Here is a 24,294-nt window from a genome sequence, read left to right as displayed (position 1 = left end):
CGTCCTCGGTGGTCCCCTGCGGCAGCAGCGTAGGACGATCACACGGCGGGAGTTGGTGGATTCCGCCAAAGCTCGCTGACAACTTGTCTCACATACTTGTTGGTAACGACATCTAGCCGTCCCCGCGCACCCGCCTCTACGGTCCTCGCATGCCGCCCAACCTGCCCGATGTCGTGCTCTGGTCGATACCGGCCTTCGTGCTGCTCACCGTCCTGGAGATGGTCAGCTACCGGCTCCATCCCGACGAGGACGCCGCCGGGTACGAGTCGAAGGACGCCGTCACCAGCCTCACCATGGGGCTCGGCAGTCTCTTCTTCGACCTGCTCTGGAAGATCCCGGTCGTCGCGGTCTACACAGTGGTGTACGAGCTCACCCCGCTCCGCGTCCCCGTCCTGTGGTGGACGATCCCGCTGATGCTTCTCGGGCAGGACTTCCTCTACTACTGGTCGCACCGCGGCCATCACGTCATCCGGATCCTGTGGGCGAGCCATGTCGTCCACCACTCCAGCCGGAAGTTCAACCTCAGCACTGCGCTGCGCCAGCCGTGGACGGGGTTCACCACCTGGCCGTTCTATCTGCCGCTGATCGCCTGCGGTGTCCACCCGGCCGCTCTCGCGTTCTGCTACTCCGTGAACCTCGTCTACCAGTTCTGGATCCACACCGAGCGGATCGACAAGCTGCCGAGGCCATTCGAGTACGTCTTCAACACCCCGTCCCACCACCGCGTCCACCACGCCTCCCAAGGCGGCTACCTGGACCGGAACTTCGGCGGGATACTCATCCTCTGGGACCGGCTGTTCCGCTCGTTCACCGCGGAGAAGGAGCGGCCGGTGTACGGGCTCACCAAGAACATCGGGACCTACAACCCGCTGCGTGTCGCGACCCACGAGTACGTGGCCATCGCCCGGGACCTGCGTGCGGCCGACGGCTGGCGCGAGCGGACCGGTCGGATGCTGCGGGGGCCCGGGTGGCAACCCGCCCGGTCCGTCGACCCCGGCCGGAGCGCCGCCTCCGTCCGGAGCGTTGCACCCGACCGCGGCGTCGCCTCCGCCCCTGAGCCGGAGAACGCCGTATGAGCCGCGAACGGTCCTCCCGGGTGCTGCTGGGCGCTTTCCTGGTGGCACTGGCCGCCGACCTCGTCGCGCTTCTCGCCGACTGGGACACCGGTCATACGCTCGCCAAACCGCTGCTCATGCCCCTGCTCGCCGCATATGCGGCGACCCGCGGCGCGCCCCGGACCCTGATCGCGGCGCTGCTGCTCGGATGGAGCGGGGACGTGTTCCTGCTCTCCGAGGCCGACTGGGCGTTCCTCGTCGGAATGGGGTCGTTCGCCGCGGGTCACGTCTGCTACCTGGTGCTGTTCGGGAGGCGGCGTACGAGTCCGGCGGCCGCCGTCGCGTACGCGGCCGTCCTCGTGTGCGCGGTCGGGCTCCTCTGGCCGGGCCTGCCCGCCGGCCTGCGGATCCCCGTCGCCGGGTACTCGCTGCTGCTGACCGCCATGGCGTACCGGTCGGGTGCACTGGGGCGTGCGGCCGCCGTCGGCGGGGCGCTGTTCCTGGTCTCCGACACGCTCATCGCGACGGGTGTCGCCGAGTGGCCCCAGCTTCCCGCACCCGACTTCTGGATCATGCTCACCTATGCGGCCGCGCAGTACCTCCTGACGACCGGCGCTCTGGCCACGCTCGGGTGCACGCCCGAACCGGACCGGGCGTACGGTGAAGCGCGTACCGCCGTCTGAGAAGTCGAAGCGTCGAAGCGAGGATCTGTCCGTCATGCGTGCCACTACCATCCACGCCCCGTACGACATGCGCGTGGAGGACGTCCCGGACCCGGGGCTGCAGCAACCCACCGATGTCGTGGTGCGAGTCCTGCGGGCCTGTATCTGCGGCAGCGACCTGTGGGCATACCGTGGTGACTCGGCCCGGCAGCCGGGTCAGCGCATCGGCCACGAGTTCCTGGGCATCGTCGAGGACGCCGGCGCCGAGGTGACCGGTTTCGTGCCCGGTGATCTGGTGGTCGCACCGTTCGTCTGGTCCGACGGCACCTGCGACTACTGCGCCCAGGGCCTGCAGACCTCCTGTCCCCAGGGCGGTTTCTGGGGCTCCGTCGGCTCCGACGGCGGCCAGGGGGAGGCCGTGCGAGTGCCCTTCGCCGACGGCACCCTCGTCAAGCTCCCCGCGGCCGCGGCCTCCGAGGACCACCTGCTCACCGCACTCCTCGCGCTCTCCGACGTCCTCGGCACCGGCCACCACGCCGCCATCGGCGCGGGGGTCGCCAAGGGCCGCACGGTCGCCGTGGTCGGTGACGGCGCGGTCGGACTGTGCGGGGTGCTGGCCGCGAAGCGGCTGGGCGCCGAGCGGATCATCGCGCTCGGCCGCCACCGGGTGCGCACCGACATCGCCCGCACCTTCGGTGCCACGGACGTCGTCGCGGCCCGCGGCGACGAGGCCGTCGCGGCTGTCCGTGAGCTGACCGGCGGCCACGGGGCACACGCCGTCATCGAGGCCGTCGGCACCGAGCAGTCGATGCGCACTGCCGTCGGGATCACCCGTGACGGCGGCTCCATCGGCTACGTCGGCGTCCCGCACGGCAGCGGAACCGGCCTCGACCTGGACGTCATGTTCGACCGCAACATCGCGCTGCGCGGCGGTGTCGCCCCCGTCCGCGCCTACATCCCGGAGCTGCTGCCGGACGTGCTGGACGGCACCGTCGACCCGTCCCCGGTCTTCGACCTGACCGTCGGCCTGGAGGGTGTCCCGGGCGGCTACAAGGCCATGGACGAGCGCACCGCCCTGAAGGTTCTCGTCAAGCCGTGATCCACTCCGGGGCGTCCGCGCCCCAGATGCCCGGCGGGCGCGACCAGTCCGCCGGGCAGCCGTCGTACGCCACCGGGGGCAGAGCATGCCGCAGCCTGCCGAGCGGACTGTCGCATTCGGCCAGCCGGCGCCTCACATCGTGGGCACCCGCCTCCGGCCCGCCCGGCCCGGCGGCCGTCAGCCCGTGTGTCAGAAAGCGGGCCGTGCGGGCCAGGGCCAGCCGCACCAGCCGGGTGCCGCCCTCGGCCTTCTGCTCGGTCAGGGATCTGAGCACCGCCGCCGCGAGGAGATATCCCGTGCCGTGGTCGAGGGCCTGTGCGGGCAGCGCACCCGGACGGTCCCCCATGCCCTCGGTCACGGCGATCCCGCTCGCCACCTGTACCAGGCTGTCGAAGCCGCGCCTCCCGCTCCAGGGCCCCTCGTCGCCCCAGGCCGACAGCTGCGCGACGACCAGACCGGGCCGGACGGGGCGGTAGCGGTCGAGCGCACCGGGGCGGTAGCCGGTGACCAGTACATCGGCCCGGTCGAGGAGGTCGTCGAAGGTCCGTCGGTCGGCAGGGCTGTCCAGGTCCAGCGTCGCGGACCGCTTGCCGAAGCCGGTGTCGGCATGCTGGTCCGGGAGCTCGGGCAGCCGGGGCGGGTCGATGCGCAGCACATCCGCGCCGAGCAGCGCGAGCGTCCGGGTGGCGACGGGCCCTGCGATGACCCGGGTGAGGTCGAGGACCCGCAGCGGGCCCCCGGCACGTCGTGGTGCCGTCTCGTCGAGCCGGTCCCGCATCAGCAGCGGCTGCCGGGCCACAGTCGCGCCCTGCGGGTGCGCCGTCCACTCCTCGGGGGTGCGCAGGGCGACCGCGAGGCCGCCGGCCGCGTACACCGCGTCCTCGACGTCCAGCGACCGCCGCTCGACGAGCGCGGCCTCCACACCGTCCTCGTCCGTGCCCAGCGCGGCCAGCAGCGCGGCCCTGTGGTGCGGGTAGTTGGCGTGGGTGCGCACCCATCCGTCCGCGGTGCGCCAGAAACGGGAGAGCGGGGCGAACGCCACCGGGGCCCGTCCGTCCACCAGCAGATGCCGCTCGCTCACGAAAGCCGTGGCGACTGCTCCGTCGTCGACCCGCACTGCGGGCACCGGACCCCCGGCGCCGCTCGCCGCGTGCTCGGCGGCCGCGAGCGAGCAGACCGCGACCGTGGCGCGGGCCAGTTCCATGACGGGCAGCCGGGCCGCGAGCAGTCCGGGAGGGCCACCGTGGGAAACGCGCGCAGTCAGCGCCGGATCACCGCCGAGAGCCGCCCAGAGGGCCTCTGTTCCGTGCGAAGCAGTGTCGATCATGACCGCACTATGGCACTCCGTGCCAGGGTGCGGCCAGGGGGAGGGCCCGGGTGTGATCACGCACCCGGGCCCTCACACGACTGCCGTCAGCGGCGCACTGCGTCCAGCGCGTCCGTCAGGCCGGTTCCGTAGAACCCGTTCTTGCTCTTGCCACCCTCGCAGACGGCGTCGATCGTTCCGTCCTTGTTGATGTCGTACGGCTCACCGCACGCCGTGTCGTCGGCCTGTGCGTAGAGCATGGCCTTGACCTCGGCGGCCGAGGCCCGCGGGTGGGTCGACTTGATGAGCGCGGCGACGCCCGCGACATGCGGGGACGCCATCGACGTACCGGCCTTGTAGCCGTAGCCGCCGTTCATCACCGTGGACAGGATGAGTCCGTTGGTGGCCGGGGCGTCCGGCGCCTGGAAGGCCGTCGAGTCGCCGCCCGGGGCGGAGATGTCGACAACGCCCTTGCCGTAGTTCGAGTACGACGACTTCAGACCCTTGGCGCCCGTCGCCGAGACCGTCACGACACCCGGCAGCATCGTCGGGTAGTCCAGGCACTCGCGCGGGTTGATGGGCCGCGTCACCGGCGTGGTGTCGTTGGGGCTGGTGGTGTCGGTGAGCTGCTCGGCCGCCAGGTCCATCCTGGAGTTGCCGGCCGCGGCGACGTTCACCGCGCCCTTGCGCTCGGCGTACTTCGCGGCCCGGGTGACCGACTCGAGGAGGGCCTTCTGGTCCTCGTCGTTCTTGCACGCGAACAGCCACGGGTCGGTGTAGTAGCTGTTGTTGGTGACATCGACATCGTGCTCGGCGGCCCAGACGAAGCCGCAGACCACCGACTCGGTGTAGAAGAAGCCGTCCGGGTTGGAGACCTTGATGCCGGACACCTTCACGCCCGGGGCGACACCGGTGACCCCGACGCCGTTCTTCGCAGCGGCGATGGTGCCCGCCACATGGGTGCCGTGGTCGCTCTCGCCCGGTGCCGGGCGCCAGGAGCCGGGGGCGGTGTCGGGCTTGCCCGACACACAGTTGGCCGACGCCCTGACATCGAAGTTGGGCGCGAGATCGGGGTGGGTGTCGTCGACACCCGTGTCGATGACGCCGACCGTCACCTTCTTGCTGCCCAGAGTCTTCTTGTGGGCCTTGTCCGCCTTGATGGCGGGCAGATCCCACTGCAACGGCTCGAAAGGGTCCTGCTCGTCGGTGGCCTGCGCCGCCGCCCGGACCGCCTCGGACGAGCTGAGCGGCTGCTCCGCACCGATCGAGGTGTCCGTCTGCGGGGCGATCGGGTTGGTGCGGGTGGCACCGGCCGAGCTGACGCCCTTGACCGTGCGGATCTGCTTGGCGAAGTCCGGGTTCTGCGAGTGGACGACGATGACGCCGATCTGGTCGTAGGCGATCACCACCGTGCCACCGGCCTTCTCGATCGCCCGCTGCACGGACTTGGCCGTGGAGCGACCGCCGTGCGTGTTGACGACGTACGACAGCTTCGGGCCGTCGGCGGTGACGGCGGCGGTTGCCGATCCGTCGGCGGTGACGGCCGAGGCCGCACCCGCGGGCAGGAAACCGAGCGAGGCCGTGAGCGCCAGACCCGCGGGCAGAGCTATTGCGCGCGTTCGTCTGGATCGCAGATGAGCCATGGGTTCTCCACATCATCCGTGTCCGCCCAGACACCCCTGTTGCGAATGGGCGGGTACATGACGAGTGAAGTTATCCCGATCATCGGGGTACATCAACGACTTCCGATGGAAAACCCTGACGAGATGAAGACCGGAAGTGAACCGCTTCGCCATCGCTGCCGTGCCGTTGTCGGGGAGGAGCACCATCGGCCCCGGCATCCGGGGTCCCCCTTCCTGATGCCTATCGCACCAGCGTCGCGAGGAGATTCCGTGTCTATCGATGCACCGCCGCCCACGGGCGCTACGGACACCAGCCCTGCTCAGCCCACGACGGAACAGTTCGCCGAGGTGCAGGAGAGTGCGGAATTCGGCGAGCTGCGCCGCACGTACCGCTCCTTCGCCTTCCCCCTGACCTTCGCCTTCATCGCCTGGTACCTGCTGTACGTCCTGCTGTCCAACTACGCGGGCGGCTTCATGGGCACCAAGCTCTTCGGCAACATCAACGTCGCCCTGGTCCTCGGCCTCGCCCAGTTCGCGACCACCTTCCTGATCGCCTGGTTCTACGCGCGGCACGCTGCCGAGAAGCTCGATCCCAAGGCGGAAGCGATCAAGTCCCGTATGGAGGCCGGCGCATGAGCAGCACCGCTTTCCAGGGCGTGCAGCTGGCGGCATCGAGTGCCACGAGCGAGCACCGGCCGCTGATCATCTCCCTTTTCGCCGCCTTCGTCGTCGCCACGCTGTGCATTACGGTCTGGGCCGGCCGGCAGACCAAGGACGCCGCCGACTTCTACGCCGGCGGACGCCAGTTCACCGGTTTCCAGAACGGACTCGCCATCTCCGGCGACTACATGTCGGCCGCGTCCTTCCTGGGCATCGCGGGCGCCATCGCCCTGTTCGGCTACGACGGATTCCTCTACTCCATCGGCTTCCTCGTCGCCTGGCTGGTCGCCCTGCTGCTGGTCGCTGAACCGCTGCGCAACTCCGGCCGCTTCACCATGGGCGACGTGCTCGCGTACCGCATGCGTCAGCGCCCGGTCCGTACCGCCGCGGGGACTTCCACGATCGTCGTGTCGATCTTCTATCTGCTCGCCCAGATGGCCGGTGCGGGTGTGCTCGTCTCGCTGCTGCTCGGTATCACCAGTGACGTGGGCAAGGTCGGGATCGTGGGTCTCGTCGGCATCCTGATGATCCTCTACGTGACCATCGGCGGAATGAAGGGCACCACCTGGGTGCAGATGGTCAAGGCGGTCCTGCTCATCGCGGGCACCCTGCTCATCACCTTCCTGGTGCTGCTGAAGTTCAACTTCAATGTCTCCGACCTGCTCGGCACGGCGGCCGAGAAGAGCGGCAAGGGCGCCGCCTTCCTGGAGCCCGGCCTCAAGTACGGCGCGACCGGCACCTCCAAGCTGGACTTCATCTCGCTCGGTGTCGCCCTCGTCCTCGGCACCGCCGGTCTGCCGCACATCCTGATCCGCTTCTACACCGTGCCGACCGCCAAAGCAGCCCGTAAGTCCGTCATCTGGGCCATCGGCATCATCGGTGCCTTCTACCTGATGACCATCGCGCTCGGCTTCGGCGCGGCGGCACTCGTCGGACCCGAGGAGATCACCCGGTCCAACAAGGCGGGCAACACCGCGGCCCCGCTGCTCGCCCTGCACATCGGCGGGGCCGACTCGACGGGCGGCGCGATCCTGCTCGCCGTGATCTCCGCGGTCGCCTTCGCCACCATCCTCGCGGTCGTCGCCGGACTCACCCTGGCGTCCTCGTCCTCCTTCGCGCACGACATCTACGCCAACGTCATCCGCAGGGGACGGGCGAGCGAGCAAGAAGAGGTCCGCGCGGCGCGCTGGGCGACCGTCCTCATCGGCATCGTCTCCATCGCACTCGGTGCGATGGCCCGTGACCTGAATGTGGCAGGGCTGGTCGCGCTCGCCTTCGCGGTCGCCGCATCCGCCAATCTCCCGACGATCCTCTACAGCCTGTTCTGGAAGAGGTTCACCACGGGGGGTGCCCTCTGGTCCATCTACGGTGGCCTGATCTCGTCCGTGCTGCTCGTACTGATCTCCCCGGTCGTCTCCGGCAAGCCCACGTCGATGTTCCCCACGGCGGACTTCGCCTGGTTCCCGCTCGAGAACCCCGGCCTCGTCTCCATCCCGCTGGGCTTCCTGCTCGGCTGGCTCGGCACCGTCCTCTCCAAGGAGGAGCCGGACCCGGGCAAGTACGCCGAGCTCGAGGTCAAGTCCCTCACAGGAGTCGGTGCCCACTGAGGAGGAAACCGTCATACGCCTGATCGCTGCCGCGTCGTAGAGTCCTACGACGCGGCAGCGCCATACCTCGTGTCAATCTGCACCCGTCGTTGTCCGAGCAGTCGCGTAGGCTCGGTCGTGCAGATGAGTTCAGTTACGACTTCCGCACAGGGGGAGGGGGCCCGCAGTGCTTATCGACACATACGGCCGCGTCGCCACCGACCTGAGGGTTTCCCTCACGGACCGGTGCAATCTGCGCTGCGCCTACTGCATGCCCGAAGAGGGCCTTCAGTGGCTGGCCAAGCCCGATCTGCTGAGCGATGACGAGATCGTCCGGCTGATCCGCATCGCCGTCACCGGCCTGGGGATCACCGAGGTCCGCTTCACCGGCGGGGAGCCGCTGCTGCGGCCCGGCCTGGTGGGCATCGTCGAGCAGTGCGCGGCGCTGGCCCCCCGCCCCAAGATGTCGCTGACCACCAACGGCATCGGCCTGAAGCGCACCGCGACCGCGCTCAAGGCGGCCGGTCTGGACCGTGTCAACGTCTCCCTCGACACCCTGCGCCCCGAGGTCTTCAAGACCCTCACCCGCCGCGACCGCCACCACGATGTGCTGGACGGCCTCCAAGCCGCACGTGATGCCGGGCTGAACCCCGTCAAGGTCAACACCGTCCTGATGCCCGGGCTCAACGACGACGAGGCTCCGGACCTGCTGGCCTGGGCCATCGAGCACGACTACGAGCTGCGCTTCATCGAGCAGATGCCGCTCGACGCCCAGCACGGCTGGAAGCGCGACGGCATGATCACCGCCGGTGAAATCCTGGATTCGCTGCGTACGCGCTTCGCCCTCACCTCCGAGGCCGAGGAGGCTCGTGGCTCCGCGCCCGCCGAGCGCTGGCTGGTGGACGGCGGGCCGCACCGCGTCGGGGTCATAGCCTCCGTCACGCGCCCCTTCTGCAGCGCTTGCGACCGCACCCGCCTCACCGCCGACGGACAGGTCCGCACCTGCCTCTTCGCTCAGGAGGAGACCGATCTGCGCGGTGCCCTGCGCTCCGGCGCGACGGACGAGGAGATCGCCGGGATCTGGAAGACCGCGATGTGGGGCAAGAAAGCCGGATCCGGTCTGGACGACCCGACCTTCCTCCAGCCCGTGCGCCCCATGTCAGCCATCGGCGGCTGAGCCCGGGCCGTCGGCCGCCGAGCCGCCCTCCCACTCGTCGAGCGTCACCACATCCTTCAGGAAGCCGCGCACCCCGAGGAACTGTGAGAGATGCTCACGGTGCTCCTCGCACGCGAGCCACGTCTTGCGGCGCTCCGGCGTATGGAGCTTCGGGTTGTTCCAGGCGAGTACCCAGACGGCGGCGGCACGGCAGCCCTTGGCGGAACAGATCGGGATCGCGTCACTCACTCGATCATTGTCCATGACGGCGGGGACGCCCATGACGGCCGGACACCGATGACGACCCACGACGGTCACACCGGCCACGCCAGGAACGGCGTGGCGACGGTGCCGGGAACAAAGGCGACGCCGGGCAGCCACGGGGGGAGCTGCCCGGCGTCGGTCCGTCGCTCCGACGGGGGATGCGGAGCGCACAGGCAGTATGTCACGCGGAACGGGCCGCAGTGCACTGGAACTTCACGATTGATCTGAGGATTTCTTGAGCCTGGGGGTCGAGGTGAATCAGCTCTGGTGCGCGGGCCGTTCCGCCTGGTCTTCCGCTACGGGGTCGCCGGGGCCGAGCATCGGCTGCGCCGGCGGGGACACGAAGGTCGACGGCAGCGAGGGAGCGCTCTCCCGTCCGGCGTTGGCGATGACCACGGCGATGTAGGGGAGCAGCGCGCCCAGCACCAGCGCCACGATGGCCACATGCCGTTCCACGTTCCAGAGCGTCGCCGCCAGGATCACGGACACGGTCCGCACGGACATCGAGATCACATAGCGGCGCTGCCGGCCGCGCACATCGTCGGCGAGTCCCTGCCGGGCCCCGGTGATCCGGAAGACCTCGGTCGTGTTGTGCTTCCGCATGACATTCCACCGCCCGACCGCCGTGCCGGACACTCCCCGGCCCGATCCTCACCCCACGGTACGCCGCGGCTGCGACACGTTCGAGACCGGGGCGTCCCTCATCCGGGCACAGCCCGATGGCCCCACCGCGCAGTGAGCGTCCGACATGCGCCGTATGGCGGATAGGCCGACACTGTCCCGTAACGGCTCACGTCGGGCCGAACCGGGAGGCAGCCATGAGCTGGTTGTGGGCGATCATTGTCGGGTTCGTACTGGGGTTGCTGGCCAAGGCGATCCTGCCGGGGAAACAGCACAGCCCGCTCTGGCTCGTCACGATCTTCGGAATCATCGGCGGGATCGCCGGCAACGCACTCGCCGGAGCGTTCGGAATCGCGGAGACCCCGGGCATCGACTGGGGCCGGCACATCCTGCAGATCATCGCGGCCCTGGTCGTCGTGGGGCTCGGTGACATGCTCTACATGTCGTTGCGCCGCAGGAAACAGAGCGCCTGACCGACGCCTCGGGCGGCGCCACGGCGGCCATCCGGGCGCGGCGGGAAAGACCACATGGCTGCGGCCGGGTGAGCGGAGGATTCACCCGGCCGCAGCCATGCGTGCCCGGACCGCCTCCGGGGCTGTGCTCAGTCCGTGGCGCCGACCTCGACCGCGGCCAGGTTCTTCTTGCCGCGGCGCAGCACCAGCCATCGCCCGTGCAGGAGGTCCCCGGTCACCGGGACGGCGTCCTCGGCCGTCACCTTCACGTTGTTCACGTAGGCCCCGCCCTCCTTGATGGTCCTGCGGGCGGCCGACTTGCTCGCCGCCAGACCGACCTCCGCGAAGAGATCGGCCACCGGGCCGGGCGCGGCGACACGTGCGTGAGGCAGTTCCGAGAGCGCCGCATCGAGCGTCGCCTCGTCCAGTTCCGTGAGCTCGCCCTGGCCGAAGAGCGCCTTGGACGCGGCGATGACCGCCGCGCACTGCTCGGCGCCGTGCACCAGCGTCGTCAGCTCTTCGGCGAGCGCCCGCTGTGCCGCCCGCGCCTGGGGACGCTCCTCGGTCTGCTTCTCCAGCTCCTCGAGCTCCTGGCGGCTCCTGAAGCTGAGGATGCGCATGTAGGTGGAGACGTCCCGGTCGTCCACGTTCAGCCAGAACTGGTAGAACGCGTACGGCGTGGTCATCTCCGGGTCCAGCCAGACCGCCCCGCCCTCGGTCTTGCCGAACTTGGTGCCGTCCGCCTTCGTCATCAGCGGCGTGGCCAGCGCATGGGCGGTGGCGTGCGGCTCCAGGCGGTGGATCAGATCCAGGCCGGCGGTGAGATTGCCCCACTGGTCGCTGCCGCCCTGCTGCAGGGTGCAGCCGTAGCGGCGGTAGAGCTCCAGGAAGTCCATGCCCTGCAGCAGCTGGTAACTGAACTCGGTGTAGCTGATGCCCTGGTCGGACTCGAGCCGGCGGGCGACCGAGTCCTTGGTCAGCATCTTGTTGACGCGGAAGTGCTTGCCGATGTCCCGCAGGAACTCGATGGCGGACATCCCCGCCGTCCAGTCCAGGTTGTTGACCATGACGGCGGCGTTATCGCCCTCGAAGGACAGGAACGGCTCGATCTGTGCGCGCACGCGCTCCACCCAGGCCGCGACGGTCTCCGGGTCGTTCAGCGTGCGCTCCGCGGTCGGCTTCGGGTCGCCGATCTGACCCGTCGCCCCGCCCACCAGCGCCAGCGGGCGATGGCCCGCCTGCTGCAGCCGGCGCATGGTGAGCGCCTGCACCAGATGTCCCACGTGCAGGCTGGGCGCGGTCGGGTCGAAGCCGCAATAGAAGGTGACGGGACCGTCCGCGAGCGCCTTGCGCAAAGCGTCCTCGTCAGTGGACAGGGCGAACAGCCCGCGCCACTTCAGCTCGTCGACGATGTCCGTCACGGTTCTGTTTCTCCTCGAGCACTCGAACAAAGGGATGGGCGCTGTTGCCCCCGGAGCAGTCTATTGGCTCATACGCCCTTGCTCACCGAGCTCATGTTGAAGTCCGGGATGCGCAGTGCGGGCATGGCGGCCCTGGTGAACCAGTCGCTCCACTCGCGCGGCAGCGTCTTCTCCGTCCGGCCCGCCTCGGCGGCCCTGGAGAGCAGGTCGACGGGCGACTCGTTGAACCGGAAGTTGTTCACCTCGCCGGTGACCTCGCCGTTCTCGACGAGATACACGCCGTCCCTGGTCAGCCCGGTCAGCAGCAGTGTCGCCGGATCGACCTCGCGGATGTACCAGAGGCAGGTGACCAGCAGCCCCCGCTCCGTACGCGCGACCATCTCCTCGAGGGAGGCCTCGCCGCCGCCGTCCAGGATCAGGTTGCCGATCCCGGGCGCGACCGGCAGCCCGGTCAGACCGGCGCTGTGCCGGGTGGTGACCAGACGCTCCAGCCTGCCGTCCTGCATCCACTCGGTCGGGGGGAGGGGAAGACCGTTGTCGAAGACGGAGGCGTCGTCGCCCGAGGCGTGCGCGATGACGAACGGTGCGGACTCCAGGCCCGGCTCATGCGGGTCGCTGCGCAGGGTGAGCGGCAGCCCGGACAGGGTTTCGCCGAGACGTGTACCGCCGCCCGGCTTCGAGAAGACCGTGCGGCCCTCCGCGGCGTCCCGGCCGGTCGACGACCACATCTGGTAGATCAGCAGGTCCGCGACCGCGGTCGGGGGCAGCAGCGTCTCGTAGCGGCCTGCGGGCAGTTCGATGCGCCGCTCGGCCCAGCCCAGACGTGTCGCCAGCTCCGCGTCCAGCGCCGCCGGGTCGATGTCCTTGAGGTCCCGGAAGTCCCGCGTCGAACGCCCCACCCACGCGGACCGTGTGCGGTCGGGGGACTTGGCGTTGAGCTCCAGTGTCCCGTTGGGCTGATCGTGGCGCAGCCGCACCCCCGTCGACGTACCGAGATAGGTCGAGGTCAGCTCGTGGTTGGCAAAGCCGTACAGCTCGCGGCCACCGGACCGGGCCCGGGCGAACGCCTCTCCGAGCGCCGGAGCGAAGTCCGTGAACACCGCCGAGGAGGTCTCGGCCGGTGCGTCCGTGAAGTCGCCGGCCACCGGGACCCCGGTGATCAGCGGCTGCGCGTCCTCCGCGGGGCTGCCGGCCCGAGCGGCGGCCTCCGCGGCCCGCACCAGGGGCTCCAGGTCGTCGGCGGTCACGGCCGACCGGGACACCACACCGGACGCCGTGCCCTGCGCTCCGTCGACGGTGGCGACGACGGTGAGGGTGCGGCCCCGGGTGACGCCGTTGGTGGTGAGGGCGTTCCCGGCCCAGCGGAGATTGGCGGACGAGTTCTCGTCGGCGATGACGACACAGCCGTCCGCGGTGGACAGTTCGAGGGCGCGCTCGACGATTTCGTGCGGCTTGATGACAGGGCTCATCGGCCGGCCTCCTGGGTCGTGTTCAAGATGTTGACGCCGCGGAACAGCGCGGAGGGACAGCCGTGCGAGACCGCCGCGACCTGTCCCGGCTGAGCCTTGCCGCAGTTGAAGGCGCCGCCCAGCACGTACGTCTGCGGCCCGCCGACCTTCTCCATGGAGCCCCAGAAGTCCGTCGTCGTCGCCTGGTAGGCGACATCGCGCAGCTGACCGGTCAGCCGGCCGTTCTCGATCCGGAAGAACCGCTGTCCGGTGAACTGGAAGTTGTAGCGCTGCATGTCGATCGACCACGAGCGGTCGCCGACCACATAGATCCCGCGCTCCACGCCGCCGATCAGATCCTCCGTCGACAGTCCACCCTGCTCCGGCTGGAGCGACACGTTCGCCATCCGTTGCACCGGGACGTGCGCGGGGGAGTCGGCGAAGGCGCAGCCGTTGGACCGGCCGAGCCCCGTCAGCCGAGCGATGCGACGGTCCAGCTGGTAGCCGACGAGCGTGCCGTCCTTGACCAGGTCCCAGCTCTGCCCCTCGACGCCCTCGTCGTCGTAGCCGATCGTGGCGAGACCGTGCTCGGCGGTCCTGTCACCGGTCACGTTCATCACGGGCGATCCGTACCGCAGCTTGCCCAGTTGATCGAACGTGGCGAACGACGTGCCTGCGTATGCCGCCTCGTAGCCCAGGGCCCGGTCCAGTTCGGTGGCGTGCCCGATCGACTCATGGATCGTCAGCCACAGGTTGGACGGGTCCACGACCAGGTCGTACCGCCCCGCCTCGACGCCGGGCGCGCGCATCTTCTCCGCGAGCAGTGCCGGGATCTGCTCGAGCTCGGTGTCCCAGTCCCAGCCGGTGCCGGTCAGATACTCCCAGCCGCGGCCCACCGGCGGCGCGATCGTTCGCATGGAGTCGAACTCGCCGGTCGTCTCGTCCACCGCCACCGCGGTGAGCTGCGGATGCAGCCGCACGCGCTGCTGTGTGGTGACGGTGCCCGCCGTGTCCGCATAGAACTTGTTCTCGTGGACCGTGAGCAGCGAGGCGTCCACATGTGCCACGCCGTCCGCCCCCAGCAGTCGCGCGCTCCAGTCCGCGAGCAGGGCGGACTTCTCCGCGTCGGGGACCGTGAACGGGTCGACTTCGTAGGACGAGACCCAGGTCCGCTCCGCGTGCACAGGCTCCTCGGCGAGCTCCACCCTCTCGTCCGAACCGGCCGCCGCGATCACCTGCGCGGACAGCTTCGCCATCGCCACGGCCTGGCCGGCCACCCTGGCGGCGCCGTCCATGGTGAGATCGACACCGGACGCAAAGCCCCACGCCCCGCCGTGCACCACCCGCACCGCATAGCCGAGGTCCGTCGTGTCGGACGAACCCGCCGGCTTGGCGTCCCTCAGCCGCCACGCCGCGCTGCGCACCCGCTCCAGCCGGAAGTCCGCGTGCTCGGCGCCGAGCGCACGGGCCCGGGCGAGCGCCGCGTCTGCGAGCGCCCGCAGGGGCAGCGCAAGAAACGTCTGATCGATGTCATGGGCCACAGGCGGCCTCTCCTCTTCACGTGTGCGTGCTCGGATCGCTACGCGAAGTCAAGCACGCGCCAGGGTTCACATCGAAGGTGTTTCCGCACTTGTCGGCTGCCTTGGGCAGGGCGCAGGGGCGCGGACCGCCGCCCGGGGCCGTCGAAGGCTCGACTGTAGGGTCCCCACAGCAGACAAAGGTCGCCACTGTCGGTGGTCGATTCCCTCCGGGGCGGGTGGGACCGATAGGTTTTCGCTGTACCAGTCCGCAATCGAAAGGGTGATCCGTTGAGCCGCTCGGTTCTCGTCACCGGAGGAAACCGGGGCATCGGCCTCGCCATCGCCCGCGCTTTCGCCGAGGTCGGCGACAAGGTCGCGATCACATACCGGTCGGGGGAGCCCCCGGAGGCCCTGACCGAGCTCGGCTGCCTGGCCGTCAGGTGCGACATCACCGACGCAGAGCAGGTGGAGCAGGCCTACAAGGAGATCGAGGAGAAGCACGGTCCCGTGGAGGTGCTGGTGGCCAACGCCGGCGTCACCAAGGACCAGCTGCTGATGCGGATGTCCGAGGAAGACTTCGTCTCCGTCCTGGACACCAACCTCACCGGCACCTTCCGGGTCGTGAAGCGCGCCAACCGCGGCATGCTGCGCGCCAAGAAGGGCCGCGTCGTGCTGATCTCGTCGGTGGTCGGTCTGCTCGGCTCGGCAGGACAGGCCAACTACGCCGCCTCCAAGGCCGGACTGGTCGGGTTCGCCCGCTCCCTCGCCCGCGAACTCGGCTCGCGGAACATCACGTTCAACGTCGTCGCGCCCGGTTTCGTCGACACCGACATGACCAGGGCGCTGAACGACGAGCAGCGCGCGGGCATCGTCTCGCAGGTGCCGCTCGGCCGTTACGCGCAGCCGGAGGAGATCGCCGCCGCGGTGAAGTTCCTCGCCTCCGACGACGCCTCGTACATCACTGGAGCCGTCATCCCGGTTGACGGCGGATTGGGCATGGGTCACTGATCACATGAGCGGAATCCTCGCCGGCAAGCGCATCCTCATCACCGGTGTGCTGATGGAGTCCTCCATCGCCTTCCACACCGCGAAGCTGGCCCAGGAGCAGGGTGCGGAGATCATCCTGACGGCCTTCCCCCGGCCCACCCTGACCGAGCGGATCGCCAAGAAGCTTCCCGAGCCCACCAAGGTCATCGAGCTCGACGTCACCAACGACGAGCACCTGGCCCGCCTCGCCGATCTGGTCCGGGAGGAGCTCGGCAGCCTCGACGGTGTCGTGCACTCCATCGGCTTCGCGCCGCAGGACGCGCTCGGCGGCAACTTCCTGAACACGCCGTTCGAGTCCGTCTCGACCGCGATGCATGTGTCGGCCTTCTCGCTGAAGTCGCTGACCATGGCCTGTCTTCCGCTGATGCCGGAGGGCGGCTCGGTCGTCGGTCTGACGTTCGACGCACAGTTCGCATGGCCGCAGTACGACTGGATGGGACCGGCGAAGGCCGCCCTGGAGGCCACGTCGCGCTACCTCGCCCGTGATCTGGGCAAGCAGAACGTCCGCTGCAACCTGATCTCGGCCGGCCCGATCGGCTCGATGGCGGCCAAGTCCATCCCGGGCTTCAGCGAGCTCGCGGACGTGTGGAACCACCGCTCGCCGCTGGAGTGGAACATGGCCGACCCGGACCCGGCCGGCCGTGGAGTCGTGGCGCTGCTGTCCGACTGGTTCCCGAAGACCACCGGCGAGATCGTCCATGTCGACGGTGGCGTGCACATGATGGGCGCCTGAAGCCCGTCGGACACCCGAGGACGCATCGGGCGCACCGCACTCGGTGACGCACCGTTACGAGGTCGATCCGTATCACCCGTATGTCCTGGACGCCCCGGTCACCCGCTGTGTGCGGGGGCCGGGGCGTCGCCCGTTCGGCGTACCGGAACGGGCGCCCCTGCCCCCGGCCGGGTGAGGCTGGAACGGCAATCCCTTCCTTGTGGTGCAGCAGCGGCTGGTGCCGCCGTACGGCCGAGGAGGTCTGCTTGTGCGTACGACCTGGTATTCCATGTCCGCGCTGGGGGCGCTGGCCGTTCTGCTCCTGCCGGCGTCCACTGCTGCCGCCCTGCCCCGGGGGGAGCCCGCACCCCGGCCCTTCGGAGCCGACTGCGACGTCGTCGTCGAGGGCTCCCGGGCCACGGCCTACTGCCGCAACTCCTATCTCGACGTCGACCGGGTCCAGCTGCACGTCGAGTGCTTCCGATGGTGGGACATCGACGCGGACAGCCATCCGGTCGACGTGGCCCCCACGGCCTACGCCACGCTCACCGAACGCTGCTGGAAGGAGATAGACCGTGCCTGGGTGAGCCATGTACGCCTCCCCTCGGAGTGACGGGCAGGGGCTGTCCGGACAAGTGTCCCGCCAAGGGGGCCTCCGACGGGACCTGCCGTCCGTTCCCCGGCGCGAGCCGAAAGGGGACGACCTCATGGGCTGTCCCGTGATCCCGGCTGACGCGTGATCCCCGGCGGGCGACGACGGCAGCCACGGCGCTCCACCGGCCGCCGCTGGGAGGGCGCCCCCACCTCGCGTTGCCGGAGTGCCCGAACACGCCCGGCCATGAGCACACCACTCCGCCCTGCGATGCTTCCCCTCGGCCCTGGCGGGCGGGCGCGGGGAGTCCCTGTGCATCCGACGCCGTGCGCTGATCCACCGGGGATTGCGGGACAGCCCTCAGGGCCGGGGCGGGTTCCGCAGGCACATGAAGGGATAGCTCGCCGCCTCGGAGGCGGCCGTGTCGCCGTCGCCCGCACGGATCGCCTCCACGAGCCGGGCGTGGTCCATGTGGTTCTCCGGGTGCAGTTCGTGACCGACGTCGTCCCGGAGCCAGTCGCGGAGGAGATCGCCGAGGTCCGCGTAGAGCCCGGTCAGCACGTCGTTGTGGGACGCGGCCACCACGGCCAGGTGGAAGGTCGCATCGGCCGTGACGAACTGCTCCGCGTCGCCTGATCCCCAGGCCTCCTCACGGCGCGCCAGCAGCGTGTCCAGCTGCTTCAGGTCCCGCTCAGTCCGGTGCCCGGCCGCCAGCCGGGCCGCCGACGACTCCAGGGTGCTGCGCACCTCCGCCACATGGCGCGGATCGGCGTCGGCGAACCTGCGGTGCATGACCCCGGCCAGTTCGCTGGTGGCCACGACATAGGTGCCCGAGCCCTGACGGATGTCCAGGAGGCCGTTGTGGGCGAGTGCGCGGACGGCCTCGCGGACCGTGTTGCGGGCGACGCCCAACTGCTCGACCAGCTCGGGTTCGGTCGGGATCCGTGAGCCCACGGGCCACTCGCCCGAGGTGATCTGGTTCCGCAGCTCGGTGATCACCTGATCCGAGAGCGCGGAGCGCCGGGGTGAGGTCAGGGCCATGGTGCTCCTTGGGCTCTTGCTCGGTCCTCGAGAGATCGTCCGGGATTGGACAATCAATCATCCCATGATTCTATGATGGCTCCATGTCCGACGAGCCCCAGATCCAGCCGCTGAGTCCTGCCGGCACGGCCGTCCGTACATCCGCAGCATCTCCTGCGGAACCCCCTTCCGCGGCTTCCGCTGCTTCAGTCTCCACGGGCTCCGTCTCCCTCGGCGCTGCCGACGCCGGGCCCCCGGTCCGGCTCACCCGGCTCGTGGCCGTCGGTCTCGTCCTCGCCGCACTGAATCTCCGTCCGGCGATCACCAGTCTCGGCGCGCTCTTCGACGAGGTGCGCAACGGGCTCGGCATGAGCGGCAGTGCGGCCGGCGTGCTGACCTCCCTGCCGCCGCTCTGCTTCGCCGTCTTCGGTCTCACTGCACCACGGCTCGCCCGCCGGTTCGGCCCCGCCGCCATCGTCTGCGCCGGCATGGCGGCCATAGCCGCAGGTCTGCTGGTACGACCCCTCGCACACGGCACGACGGGCTTTCTCGCGGCCAGCGCCCTCGCCCTGATGGGCATCGCCGTCAGCAATGTCCTGATGCCGGTGATCGTCAAGCGGTACTTCCCCGACCGTATCGGCAGCGTCACCGGGCTGTACTCCATGGCGCTGTCGCTGGGCACCGCGGTGGCCGCTGCCGCGACCGTCCCCATGGCCGAGACCCTGGGCGGCAGTTGGCGTACCGGTCTCGCCGTCTGGGCCTGTCTCGCCGCCGTGGCGGTGCTGCCGTGGCTCGCGCTGCGGCGCGACCCGGGCCGGGACGGTGACCGGGGCCGGGACCGTGACCGGGGCCGGGACGGTGACCCGGGCCGGGACCGTGACCGGGGCCGGGACCGTGACCCGGTCCGGGCGGCCGCAGCGCCTCCGCCCGGCCGCACCGGGTCGGCGCAGGCAGGGCCCGAATCGGGCCTGCGCATCACCCGAAGCCGCACCGCCTGGGCTCTCGCCTGCTTCTTCGGCCTCCAGGCCACCGGCGCCTACATCACGATGGGCTGGATGCCGCAGATCTTCCGTGACGCCGGGGTCGGCGCGGGCACCGCCGGTGTGCTGCTCGCGGTGACGATGGTCATGGGAGTCCCGCTCGCGTTCGTGATCCCGCGCGTGGCCACGCGGCTGCCGAGCCAGGGCCCGATCGTGGTCGCCCTCGGCCTGTGCGGACTGACGGGCTACGCGGGCCTGTACGCCGCACCGGCCGCGGGTGCCTGGGCGTGGGCGCTGCTCCTGGGCATCTCCAACTGCGCCTTTCCGCTCGCCCTGACGATGATCGGCATGCGGGCGCGGACCGGCGCGGGCGTCGTGCGGCTCTCCGCCTTCGCCCAGAGCACCGGCTATCTGATCTCCATTCCCGGACCGACCCTGGTCGGCGCCCTCTACGGCCACAGCGGTGGCTGGGGGCTTCCGCTCGCGCTGATGGCGGGGCTCATGGTGCCGCAGATCGTCGTCGGCATTCTGGCCGGGCGGGACCGGACGATCGAGGCCGAAGCGGGGATGCGAGACTGAACGTATGCCAGTGCTCGACCCGAATCCCCGTGACGGCCAGAAGAAGCTCCTGCTGATCTTCGGCGCGATGATCGCCATAGGTGTGGTCATCGGCATCATCGCCACGATCGCGGCGCCCTGAGCCCCGGCCCGGCGGACCGGGCCGTACGGCCGGGTCGGGCCGGTGCCCCCGTCCCCTAGGGGGCAGGTGTCAGGGTGAAGTGGGTGGCTCACCGGATGGGAGGGCGTGCCCGGGATCCGTAGGTTTGAAGCAGCTCAGCAGCTCACCTCAGACCTCGCGGAGGCGGCCATGGCGGCCCGTACCCACACCCGGTCCCACGCCAGGACCGGCGGCGGCGTCGACATACGGCTGCCGTGGTGGGCCGTCGCGCTGCCGGTGATCGCCTTCTCGGCGCTGCTGGTGCTGATCACCGCCCCAGGCCAGGCCCACGCCGCCACCGGAGAGTCCTCGGTCGGGTTCGTCCTGGACCGCATCCAGACCCTGACCGGCTCCTGAGCGAGCTCACCCGGCCCATGTCACCCGCGACGGTCCTGCACGTCAACACCCTGCGCCTGATGGCTGATTTCATGCGAAGCTGGGGAACATGAGCGCCGCTGAGTTCTCCGAGGGGACGCCCCCCGGATCCCCCGAAACCCGAAGGATCGTCCTACTCCGCCATGCCAAGGCCGACTGGCCCGAGGTGTCCGACCACGAGCGGCCGCTCGCCGAGCGGGGCCGCGCGGAGGCCTCCGTCGCCGGGCGCAAGCTGGCCGACACCGGTATCACCTTCGACCTTGCCCTGTGCTCGACCGCGGTGAGAACCCGCGAGACCTGGAAGCTGGCCGTCCACGAGCTGCCGCATCGCCCTCGCACGGTGTACGAGGAGCGACTGTACGAGGCTTCCCTCGGGGACCTTCTCGCGCTGCTCAACGAGACCCCGGACGACATCGGCGATCTCCTGGTGATCGGCCACAACCCCGGGATGCACGCCCTCGCCGACGCGCTTGCGGGTGAGGTGGACGGCGACGCCCTGGCCAGGATGAACCGGGGCGGCTTCCCGACCGGCGCCTTCGCCGTCCTCGGGTTCTCCGGGTCCTGGAAGACGGTCGAGCACGGTGCGGGCAAGCTCCTCGACTACTGGGCCCCGCACGAGTAACCGAACCGCCCCGTACGACGGACCGGTTGGCCCCGTTGCGCTGCGCGCACCGGGGCCTTTCCGTCCCGTCACCGGTCGGGCTCCGTCATGAGCCGGAGCTGTCACCGGCCGTTCGGTCAGGGCTCCGGCCCGCCCCGGCCGTCACGGGCCGTGTCGGCGGCCGGTGCCGGCGCACAGCCGGACCGGCCCCTCCCGTCGCCGCCCGTGTCCGGTCGCCGACAGCGTGACTCAGTGGTCGACGACGTCCGCCGCCTCGACCTCTTCGCGCGTCACCCCGAGCAGATACAGCACCGCGTCGAGGAAGGGCACGTTCACCGCCGTGTCGGCGGCCTTCCGCACCACCGGCTTGGCGTTGAACGCGACCCCGAGCCCCGCCGCGTTGAGCATGTCCAGATCGTTGGCCCCGTCGCCGATCGCGACCGTCTGCGCCAGCGGTACGCCCGCCTCCGACGCGAACCGGCGCAGCAGCCGTGCCTTGCCCGCACGGTCCACGATCTCGCCGGTCACCCGTCCGGTCAGCTTCCCGTCCATGATCTCGAGCGTGTTGGCGGAGGCGAAATCAAGGCCGAGACGTTCCTTCAGATCATCCGTGACCTGGGTGAACCCGCCCGAGACCACGCCGACTTGATAGCCGAGCCGCTTCAGCGTGCGGATCAGTGTGCGGGCGCCGGGCGTGAGCCGGACCTCCGCGCGCACCTTGTCGACCACGGAGGCGTCGAGTCCGGCCAGCAGCGCCACACGCGCATGCAGCGATTGCTCGAAGTCCAGCTCGCCGCGCATCGCCGCCGCCGTCACCTCGGCCACCCGGTCCTCGCAGCCGGCGTGGGCCGCGAACAGCTCGATGACCTCGTCCTGGATCAGGGTGGAGTCCACGTCCATGACCACCAGCCGCTGCGCCCTGCGGTGCAGCCCGGCCGACACGACGGCGACATCCACGCCGATCTCCGCTGCCTCGGTCGCGAGCGCGGTGCGCAGCGGCTCGGTCTCGCAGCCGGACACCGCGAACTCCACCGCGGTCACCGGATACTTCGCCAGCCGGAAGATACGGTCGATGTTGCCCCCGGTGCCGGTGATCCTCGCCGCTATGGCGGCAGTGGACTCCGCGGTCAGGGGGTGTCCGAGCACGGTGACATGGGAACGGCCGCTGCCTCGTGGCCGGTTGTCGCCGGTGCCCGAGATGATCTCGGCCTGCAACTTCAGCGACTCGGCCCAGCTGTGCACGGTGGACCGCAGCTCGCCCTCGGTCCCGACGGACGGCTCCGTGACGAGTGCGCACAGGGTGATACGGCCACGTGTGACGACCTGCTCGATGTCGACCACGTCGACCGAGTAGGCAGCGAGGGTGTCGAAGAGCCCGGCCGTGATCCCGGGGCGGTCCTTCCCGAAGATCTTGACGAGAAGGGTGGGGACGTCGGTCGTCTTGAGGGGCTGCGATGCGCTCATGGTGGTACCCACGTTATCGGGCACTCCGTGCCACGCGCCGCCCCGTCCCGCGTACCGGACACCACGGGTGCGGCGAGGGCCCGCTCTCCGGAGTCCAGCCGGTGACTTCCGGGTTTCGGCAGGTCGGACCTGAGATGTCGGCAGCGTACGGCCGGCCTGTCGCGAGCAGCCGTTCATGGGCGGTGGGAGCAGCGCCGGCCGGGTGAGGCCCCGTGCACGGACCGTCCGCGGGCCTCAGCGCCGGCTCGGCGGGACCCCCGGCGGCGGCGGTCCGTCGGGGGGCCGGTCCTGCGGCAGCCCTGTCCGCCGGGGACGCCGAGGCGGACGAGGAGGCGGGTTCCGGGGCGGACACGGCGTTGGCAGGACCGGCCCCGCCACCGTCGGCGCCCCGTGTACGCCGTCCCCCGGCAACCGCAGATACGGGTTCGTATCCGCGTTCGGAGGGCGATACGGCACGGAGGGCCGGTACGGCCCCGCCGCCGGGGCCGGATCCGCCCGCCCGGCCCTCGCGAACGGTGCCGCACGACGCCCGGCCGTATCGGTGGCGGACGCCAGGAGAGCGCCGAGACCACCCGCCCCCGCCCCCCACAACGCCCCCAGCACCACGGCCGTCCCGGGATTTCCGTGCAGCTCGACCCCGGCCCCGAACGCGTCGAATCCGAGCACCGTGAGCGACGCATCCGCCGACACCGCCGTCAGCATCACCAGCAGTGGCAGCGCCATCGCCGTCACCGCTCCCAGCGACACGGCGCACCGTCCCGCGAACCGCGCCGCACCGGCCCCGTCCTGCCGCGGTGTACGTACCGCGACCAGTGCACCGGCGCACAGCATCAGCAGCGCGCAGGCCACCGCCAGCAGCCACACCCGGGTGTCGAGCTCCGCCAGCCGGCCGACCGTCACCGGCTCGTCCGCAGACACCCGCAGCAGCTCGTCCAGCGGATCGGGCAGCACCTTCGCCGGCTCGCCGGTCACCCGTCCTTCCCAGGGCACGAAGAGGCCCAGCGCAGTACCCAGCCACGCACCGTTCGGGGCCCCGAGCAGGGCCGCTCCGCCGATCCTCGCCGGGTGCTCGTCGTCGACAGCCGCAGAGGCGGCCGCTGCGGCCCCTGCGGCAACGGCGAGCAGCAGGATCGTGACCACTGCGGACGCCGCCGGCCGCACCGTCCGGTGCACGGCGTCCCAGCCCTGCGGCAGGGGCGTGCGGCGTGAGGCGAGCAGGGCGACGAGCAGCACTCCGAGTACCCAGAACAGGGCGCCCGCCAGTGAGTCCGCGGTGTTCACGCTGAAACCGACCGATGCCTTCGCCCGCACCAGGTCCCCGAGCCGGTCGGGCAGCAACCCCCCGATGTCACCGATGTCCCCGAGCCCGGGCACCTCGATCCCGCCGCCGCCCCCGTCCGGCAGGTCCTCGAGGCCGAGTGCACCGCCGTCGAGGGTGATGACGTCGTGTCCCGCCCAGGCCAGACCGCCGACCACGCCGAGGAACAGCGCCACCAACACAGCGGCCCGCGCTGCCAGTTCCGCCGCCGAGATCCGGGCGTCCGCACCGCGCAGCGACCGGAGGAAGAAGTGGGCGAGCAGCAGCGCTCCGACCAGTCCCACCCCAAGTGGCGTGAAGTCGACGGCCGTGGACGCCTCGGCGCTCTCCAGTCCGAACACGGACACATCACCGGAAGGCGTGACGGATCCTCCGACCGCGAGCACCGTCACCGCGGCGGTCATCGGTCCGAGCGAGCCGCCCGCATCCGCGCCCAGCAGATGCAGTCCGAGTGCCGCCGCCCCCGCCATCCCGGCCATCGCCCAGCTCACCGCGGCGATCGAGGCGAGCACCACATCACCCCATGGCACCGGGCGTTCGAGGTCCTTGCTGTCGCTCGCCGCCATCAGGACCCCCCGATCCGTACGGACTTGTC

The 24,294-nt window shown here is 70.4% G+C and carries 24 protein-coding genes; 14 read left to right on the top strand and 10 right to left on the bottom strand.

Annotated elements, in window-relative coordinates; translation table 11 throughout:
• The first annotated feature begins 149 nt into the window (after positions 1-149).
• Genes AC068D_RS13705 through AC068D_RS13695 form a run of 3 tightly spaced genes read left to right on the top strand, consistent with a single transcriptional unit; the run spans position 150 to position 2,816 of the window.
• A complete protein-coding gene (locus tag AC068D_RS13705; RefSeq protein ID WP_478823198.1) occupies positions 150-1,076 on the top strand; it encodes a sterol desaturase family protein in 927 nt (308 codons plus the stop codon).
• Complete coding sequence (locus AC068D_RS13700) at positions 1,073-1,738, top strand: lysoplasmalogenase (protein WP_478823197.1); 666 nt, start codon at positions 1,073-1,075, stop codon at positions 1,736-1,738. Before AC068D_RS13705 ends, AC068D_RS13700 begins: the two co-directional genes overlap by 4 nt.
• 34 nt (positions 1,739-1,772) lie before the next feature.
• Positions 1,773-2,816, top strand: a complete 1,044-nt coding sequence (locus AC068D_RS13695) for a zinc-dependent alcohol dehydrogenase family protein (RefSeq protein WP_478823196.1) — start codon at positions 1,773-1,775, stop codon at positions 2,814-2,816.
• Here the strand turns inward: AC068D_RS13695 and AC068D_RS13690 are convergent.
• The gene (locus AC068D_RS13690; RefSeq protein WP_478823195.1) at positions 2,806-4,143 is read right to left on the bottom strand and encodes a CoA transferase; all 1,338 of its coding nucleotides are present in this window, start codon (positions 4,141-4,143) and stop codon (positions 2,806-2,808) included. The two genes, AC068D_RS13695 and AC068D_RS13690, sit on opposite strands and share 11 nt — an antisense overlap.
• An 86-nt stretch (positions 4,144-4,229) precedes the next feature.
• Entirely contained in the window at positions 4,230-5,765 is a 1,536-nt protein-coding gene (locus AC068D_RS13685) for a S8 family peptidase (protein WP_478823194.1), read from the bottom strand.
• A 249-nt stretch (positions 5,766-6,014) separates the two neighbouring features.
• Here AC068D_RS13685 and AC068D_RS13680 point away from each other — a divergent pair, with 249 nt between their 5' ends.
• The 3 genes from AC068D_RS13680 (at position 6,015) to moaA (ending at position 9,167) form a co-directional block, all read left to right on the top strand.
• The gene (locus AC068D_RS13680; protein WP_478823193.1) at positions 6,015-6,380 is read left to right on the top strand and encodes a DUF485 domain-containing protein; all 366 of its coding nucleotides are present in this window, start codon (positions 6,015-6,017) and stop codon (positions 6,378-6,380) included.
• Positions 6,377-8,011, top strand: a complete 1,635-nt coding sequence (locus AC068D_RS13675) for a solute symporter family protein (protein ID WP_478823192.1) — start codon at positions 6,377-6,379, stop codon at positions 8,009-8,011. The genes AC068D_RS13680 and AC068D_RS13675 overlap by 4 nt, the downstream gene beginning before the upstream one ends.
• Positions 8,012-8,177: 166 nt before the next feature.
• Positions 8,178-9,167 carry a GTP 3',8-cyclase MoaA gene (gene moaA / locus AC068D_RS13670; protein ID WP_478823191.1) on the top strand — a complete coding sequence of 330 codons (990 nt, stop codon included), beginning with the start codon at positions 8,178-8,180 and terminating at the stop codon, positions 9,165-9,167.
• On the opposite strand, the gene AC068D_RS13665 is transcribed toward moaA, so the two are convergent.
• Complete coding sequence (locus AC068D_RS13665) at positions 9,150-9,410, bottom strand: hypothetical protein (RefSeq protein ID WP_478823190.1); 261 nt, start codon at positions 9,408-9,410, stop codon at positions 9,150-9,152. The two genes, moaA and AC068D_RS13665, sit on opposite strands and share 18 nt — an antisense overlap.
• Before the next feature lie 258 nt (positions 9,411-9,668).
• Positions 9,669-10,013, bottom strand: coding sequence for a DUF3099 domain-containing protein (locus tag AC068D_RS13660; RefSeq protein ID WP_478823189.1), 345 nt, complete (start codon positions 10,011-10,013; stop codon positions 9,669-9,671).
• A 215-nt stretch (positions 10,014-10,228) separates the two neighbouring features.
• Here AC068D_RS13660 and AC068D_RS13655 point away from each other — a divergent pair, with 215 nt between their 5' ends.
• Positions 10,229-10,504 carry a GlsB/YeaQ/YmgE family stress response membrane protein gene (locus AC068D_RS13655; RefSeq protein ID WP_478823188.1) on the top strand — a complete coding sequence of 92 codons (276 nt, stop codon included), beginning with the start codon at positions 10,229-10,231 and terminating at the stop codon, positions 10,502-10,504.
• 128 nt (positions 10,505-10,632) lie between these two features.
• Here AC068D_RS13655 and tyrS read toward each other — a convergent pair whose 3' ends face one another.
• The 3 genes from tyrS to AC068D_RS13640 form a co-directional block, all read right to left on the bottom strand.
• Positions 10,633-11,904 (bottom strand): tyrosine--tRNA ligase, encoded by a 1,272-nt coding sequence (gene tyrS, locus AC068D_RS13650; protein ID WP_478823187.1) that lies wholly within the window; start codon positions 11,902-11,904, stop codon positions 10,633-10,635.
• 68 nt (positions 11,905-11,972) lie between these two features.
• Positions 11,973-13,373: a metallopeptidase TldD-related protein gene (locus AC068D_RS13645; RefSeq protein ID WP_478823186.1), complete on the bottom strand. Its 1,401-nt coding sequence runs from the start codon at positions 13,371-13,373 to the stop codon at positions 11,973-11,975.
• Positions 13,370-14,893, bottom strand: coding sequence for a TldD/PmbA family protein (locus AC068D_RS13640; RefSeq protein ID WP_478823185.1), 1,524 nt, complete (start codon positions 14,891-14,893; stop codon positions 13,370-13,372). The genes AC068D_RS13645 and AC068D_RS13640 overlap by 4 nt, the downstream gene beginning before the upstream one ends.
• Positions 14,894-15,160: 267 nt before the next feature.
• Here AC068D_RS13640 and fabG point away from each other — a divergent pair, with 267 nt between their 5' ends.
• From fabG to AC068D_RS13625, 3 genes are all read left to right on the top strand, one after another.
• The gene (fabG, locus tag AC068D_RS13635) at positions 15,161-15,880 is read left to right on the top strand and encodes a 3-oxoacyl-[acyl-carrier-protein] reductase (RefSeq protein ID WP_478823184.1); all 720 of its coding nucleotides are present in this window, start codon (positions 15,161-15,163) and stop codon (positions 15,878-15,880) included.
• Positions 15,881-15,884: 4 nt separating this feature from the next.
• On the top strand, positions 15,885-16,652 hold the full coding sequence (gene fabI / locus AC068D_RS13630) for an enoyl-ACP reductase FabI (RefSeq protein ID WP_478823183.1): 768 nt from the start codon (positions 15,885-15,887) through the stop codon (positions 16,650-16,652).
• Between the two features lie 247 nt (positions 16,653-16,899).
• On the top strand, positions 16,900-17,244 hold the full coding sequence (locus AC068D_RS13625) for a hypothetical protein (RefSeq protein WP_478823182.1): 345 nt from the start codon (positions 16,900-16,902) through the stop codon (positions 17,242-17,244).
• A 339-nt stretch (positions 17,245-17,583) separates the two neighbouring features.
• Here the strand turns inward: AC068D_RS13625 and AC068D_RS13620 are convergent, their stop codons facing one another.
• Complete coding sequence (locus tag AC068D_RS13620) at positions 17,584-18,264, bottom strand: FadR/GntR family transcriptional regulator (protein WP_478823181.1); 681 nt, start codon at positions 18,262-18,264, stop codon at positions 17,584-17,586.
• 83 nt (positions 18,265-18,347) lie between these two features.
• Here AC068D_RS13620 and AC068D_RS13615 point away from each other — a divergent pair, with 83 nt between their 5' ends.
• The 4 genes from AC068D_RS13615 (at position 18,348) to AC068D_RS13600 (ending at position 20,938) form a co-directional block, all read left to right on the top strand.
• The gene (locus AC068D_RS13615; RefSeq protein WP_478823180.1) at positions 18,348-19,802 is read left to right on the top strand and encodes a CynX/NimT family MFS transporter; all 1,455 of its coding nucleotides are present in this window, start codon (positions 18,348-18,350) and stop codon (positions 19,800-19,802) included.
• Positions 19,803-19,806: 4 nt separating this feature from the next.
• Positions 19,807-19,923 (top strand): SGM_5486 family transporter-associated protein, encoded by a 117-nt coding sequence (locus AC068D_RS13610; RefSeq protein ID WP_478823179.1) that lies wholly within the window; start codon positions 19,807-19,809, stop codon positions 19,921-19,923.
• A gap of 168 nt (positions 19,924-20,091) precedes the next feature.
• Positions 20,092-20,298, top strand: a complete 207-nt coding sequence (locus tag AC068D_RS13605; protein ID WP_478823178.1) for a hypothetical protein — start codon at positions 20,092-20,094, stop codon at positions 20,296-20,298.
• Positions 20,299-20,386: 88 nt separating this feature from the next.
• Positions 20,387-20,938, top strand: coding sequence for a SixA phosphatase family protein (locus tag AC068D_RS13600; RefSeq protein ID WP_478823177.1), 552 nt, complete (start codon positions 20,387-20,389; stop codon positions 20,936-20,938).
• A 228-nt stretch (positions 20,939-21,166) separates the two neighbouring features.
• On the opposite strand, the gene serB is transcribed toward AC068D_RS13600, so the two are convergent.
• Both serB and AC068D_RS13590 read right to left on the bottom strand, forming a co-directional pair.
• Positions 21,167-22,381, bottom strand: a complete 1,215-nt coding sequence (serB, locus tag AC068D_RS13595; protein ID WP_478823176.1) for a phosphoserine phosphatase SerB — start codon at positions 22,379-22,381, stop codon at positions 21,167-21,169.
• Between the two features lie 234 nt (positions 22,382-22,615).
• On the bottom strand, positions 22,616-24,265 hold the full coding sequence (locus AC068D_RS13590) for a streptophobe family protein (RefSeq protein ID WP_478823175.1): 1,650 nt from the start codon (positions 24,263-24,265) through the stop codon (positions 22,616-22,618).
• Positions 24,266-24,294 lie beyond the last annotated feature (29 nt).

The organism is Streptomyces sp. NPDC043861, assembly GCF_056435905.1.
This window is presented reverse-complemented; position numbering and strand designations above follow the sequence as displayed.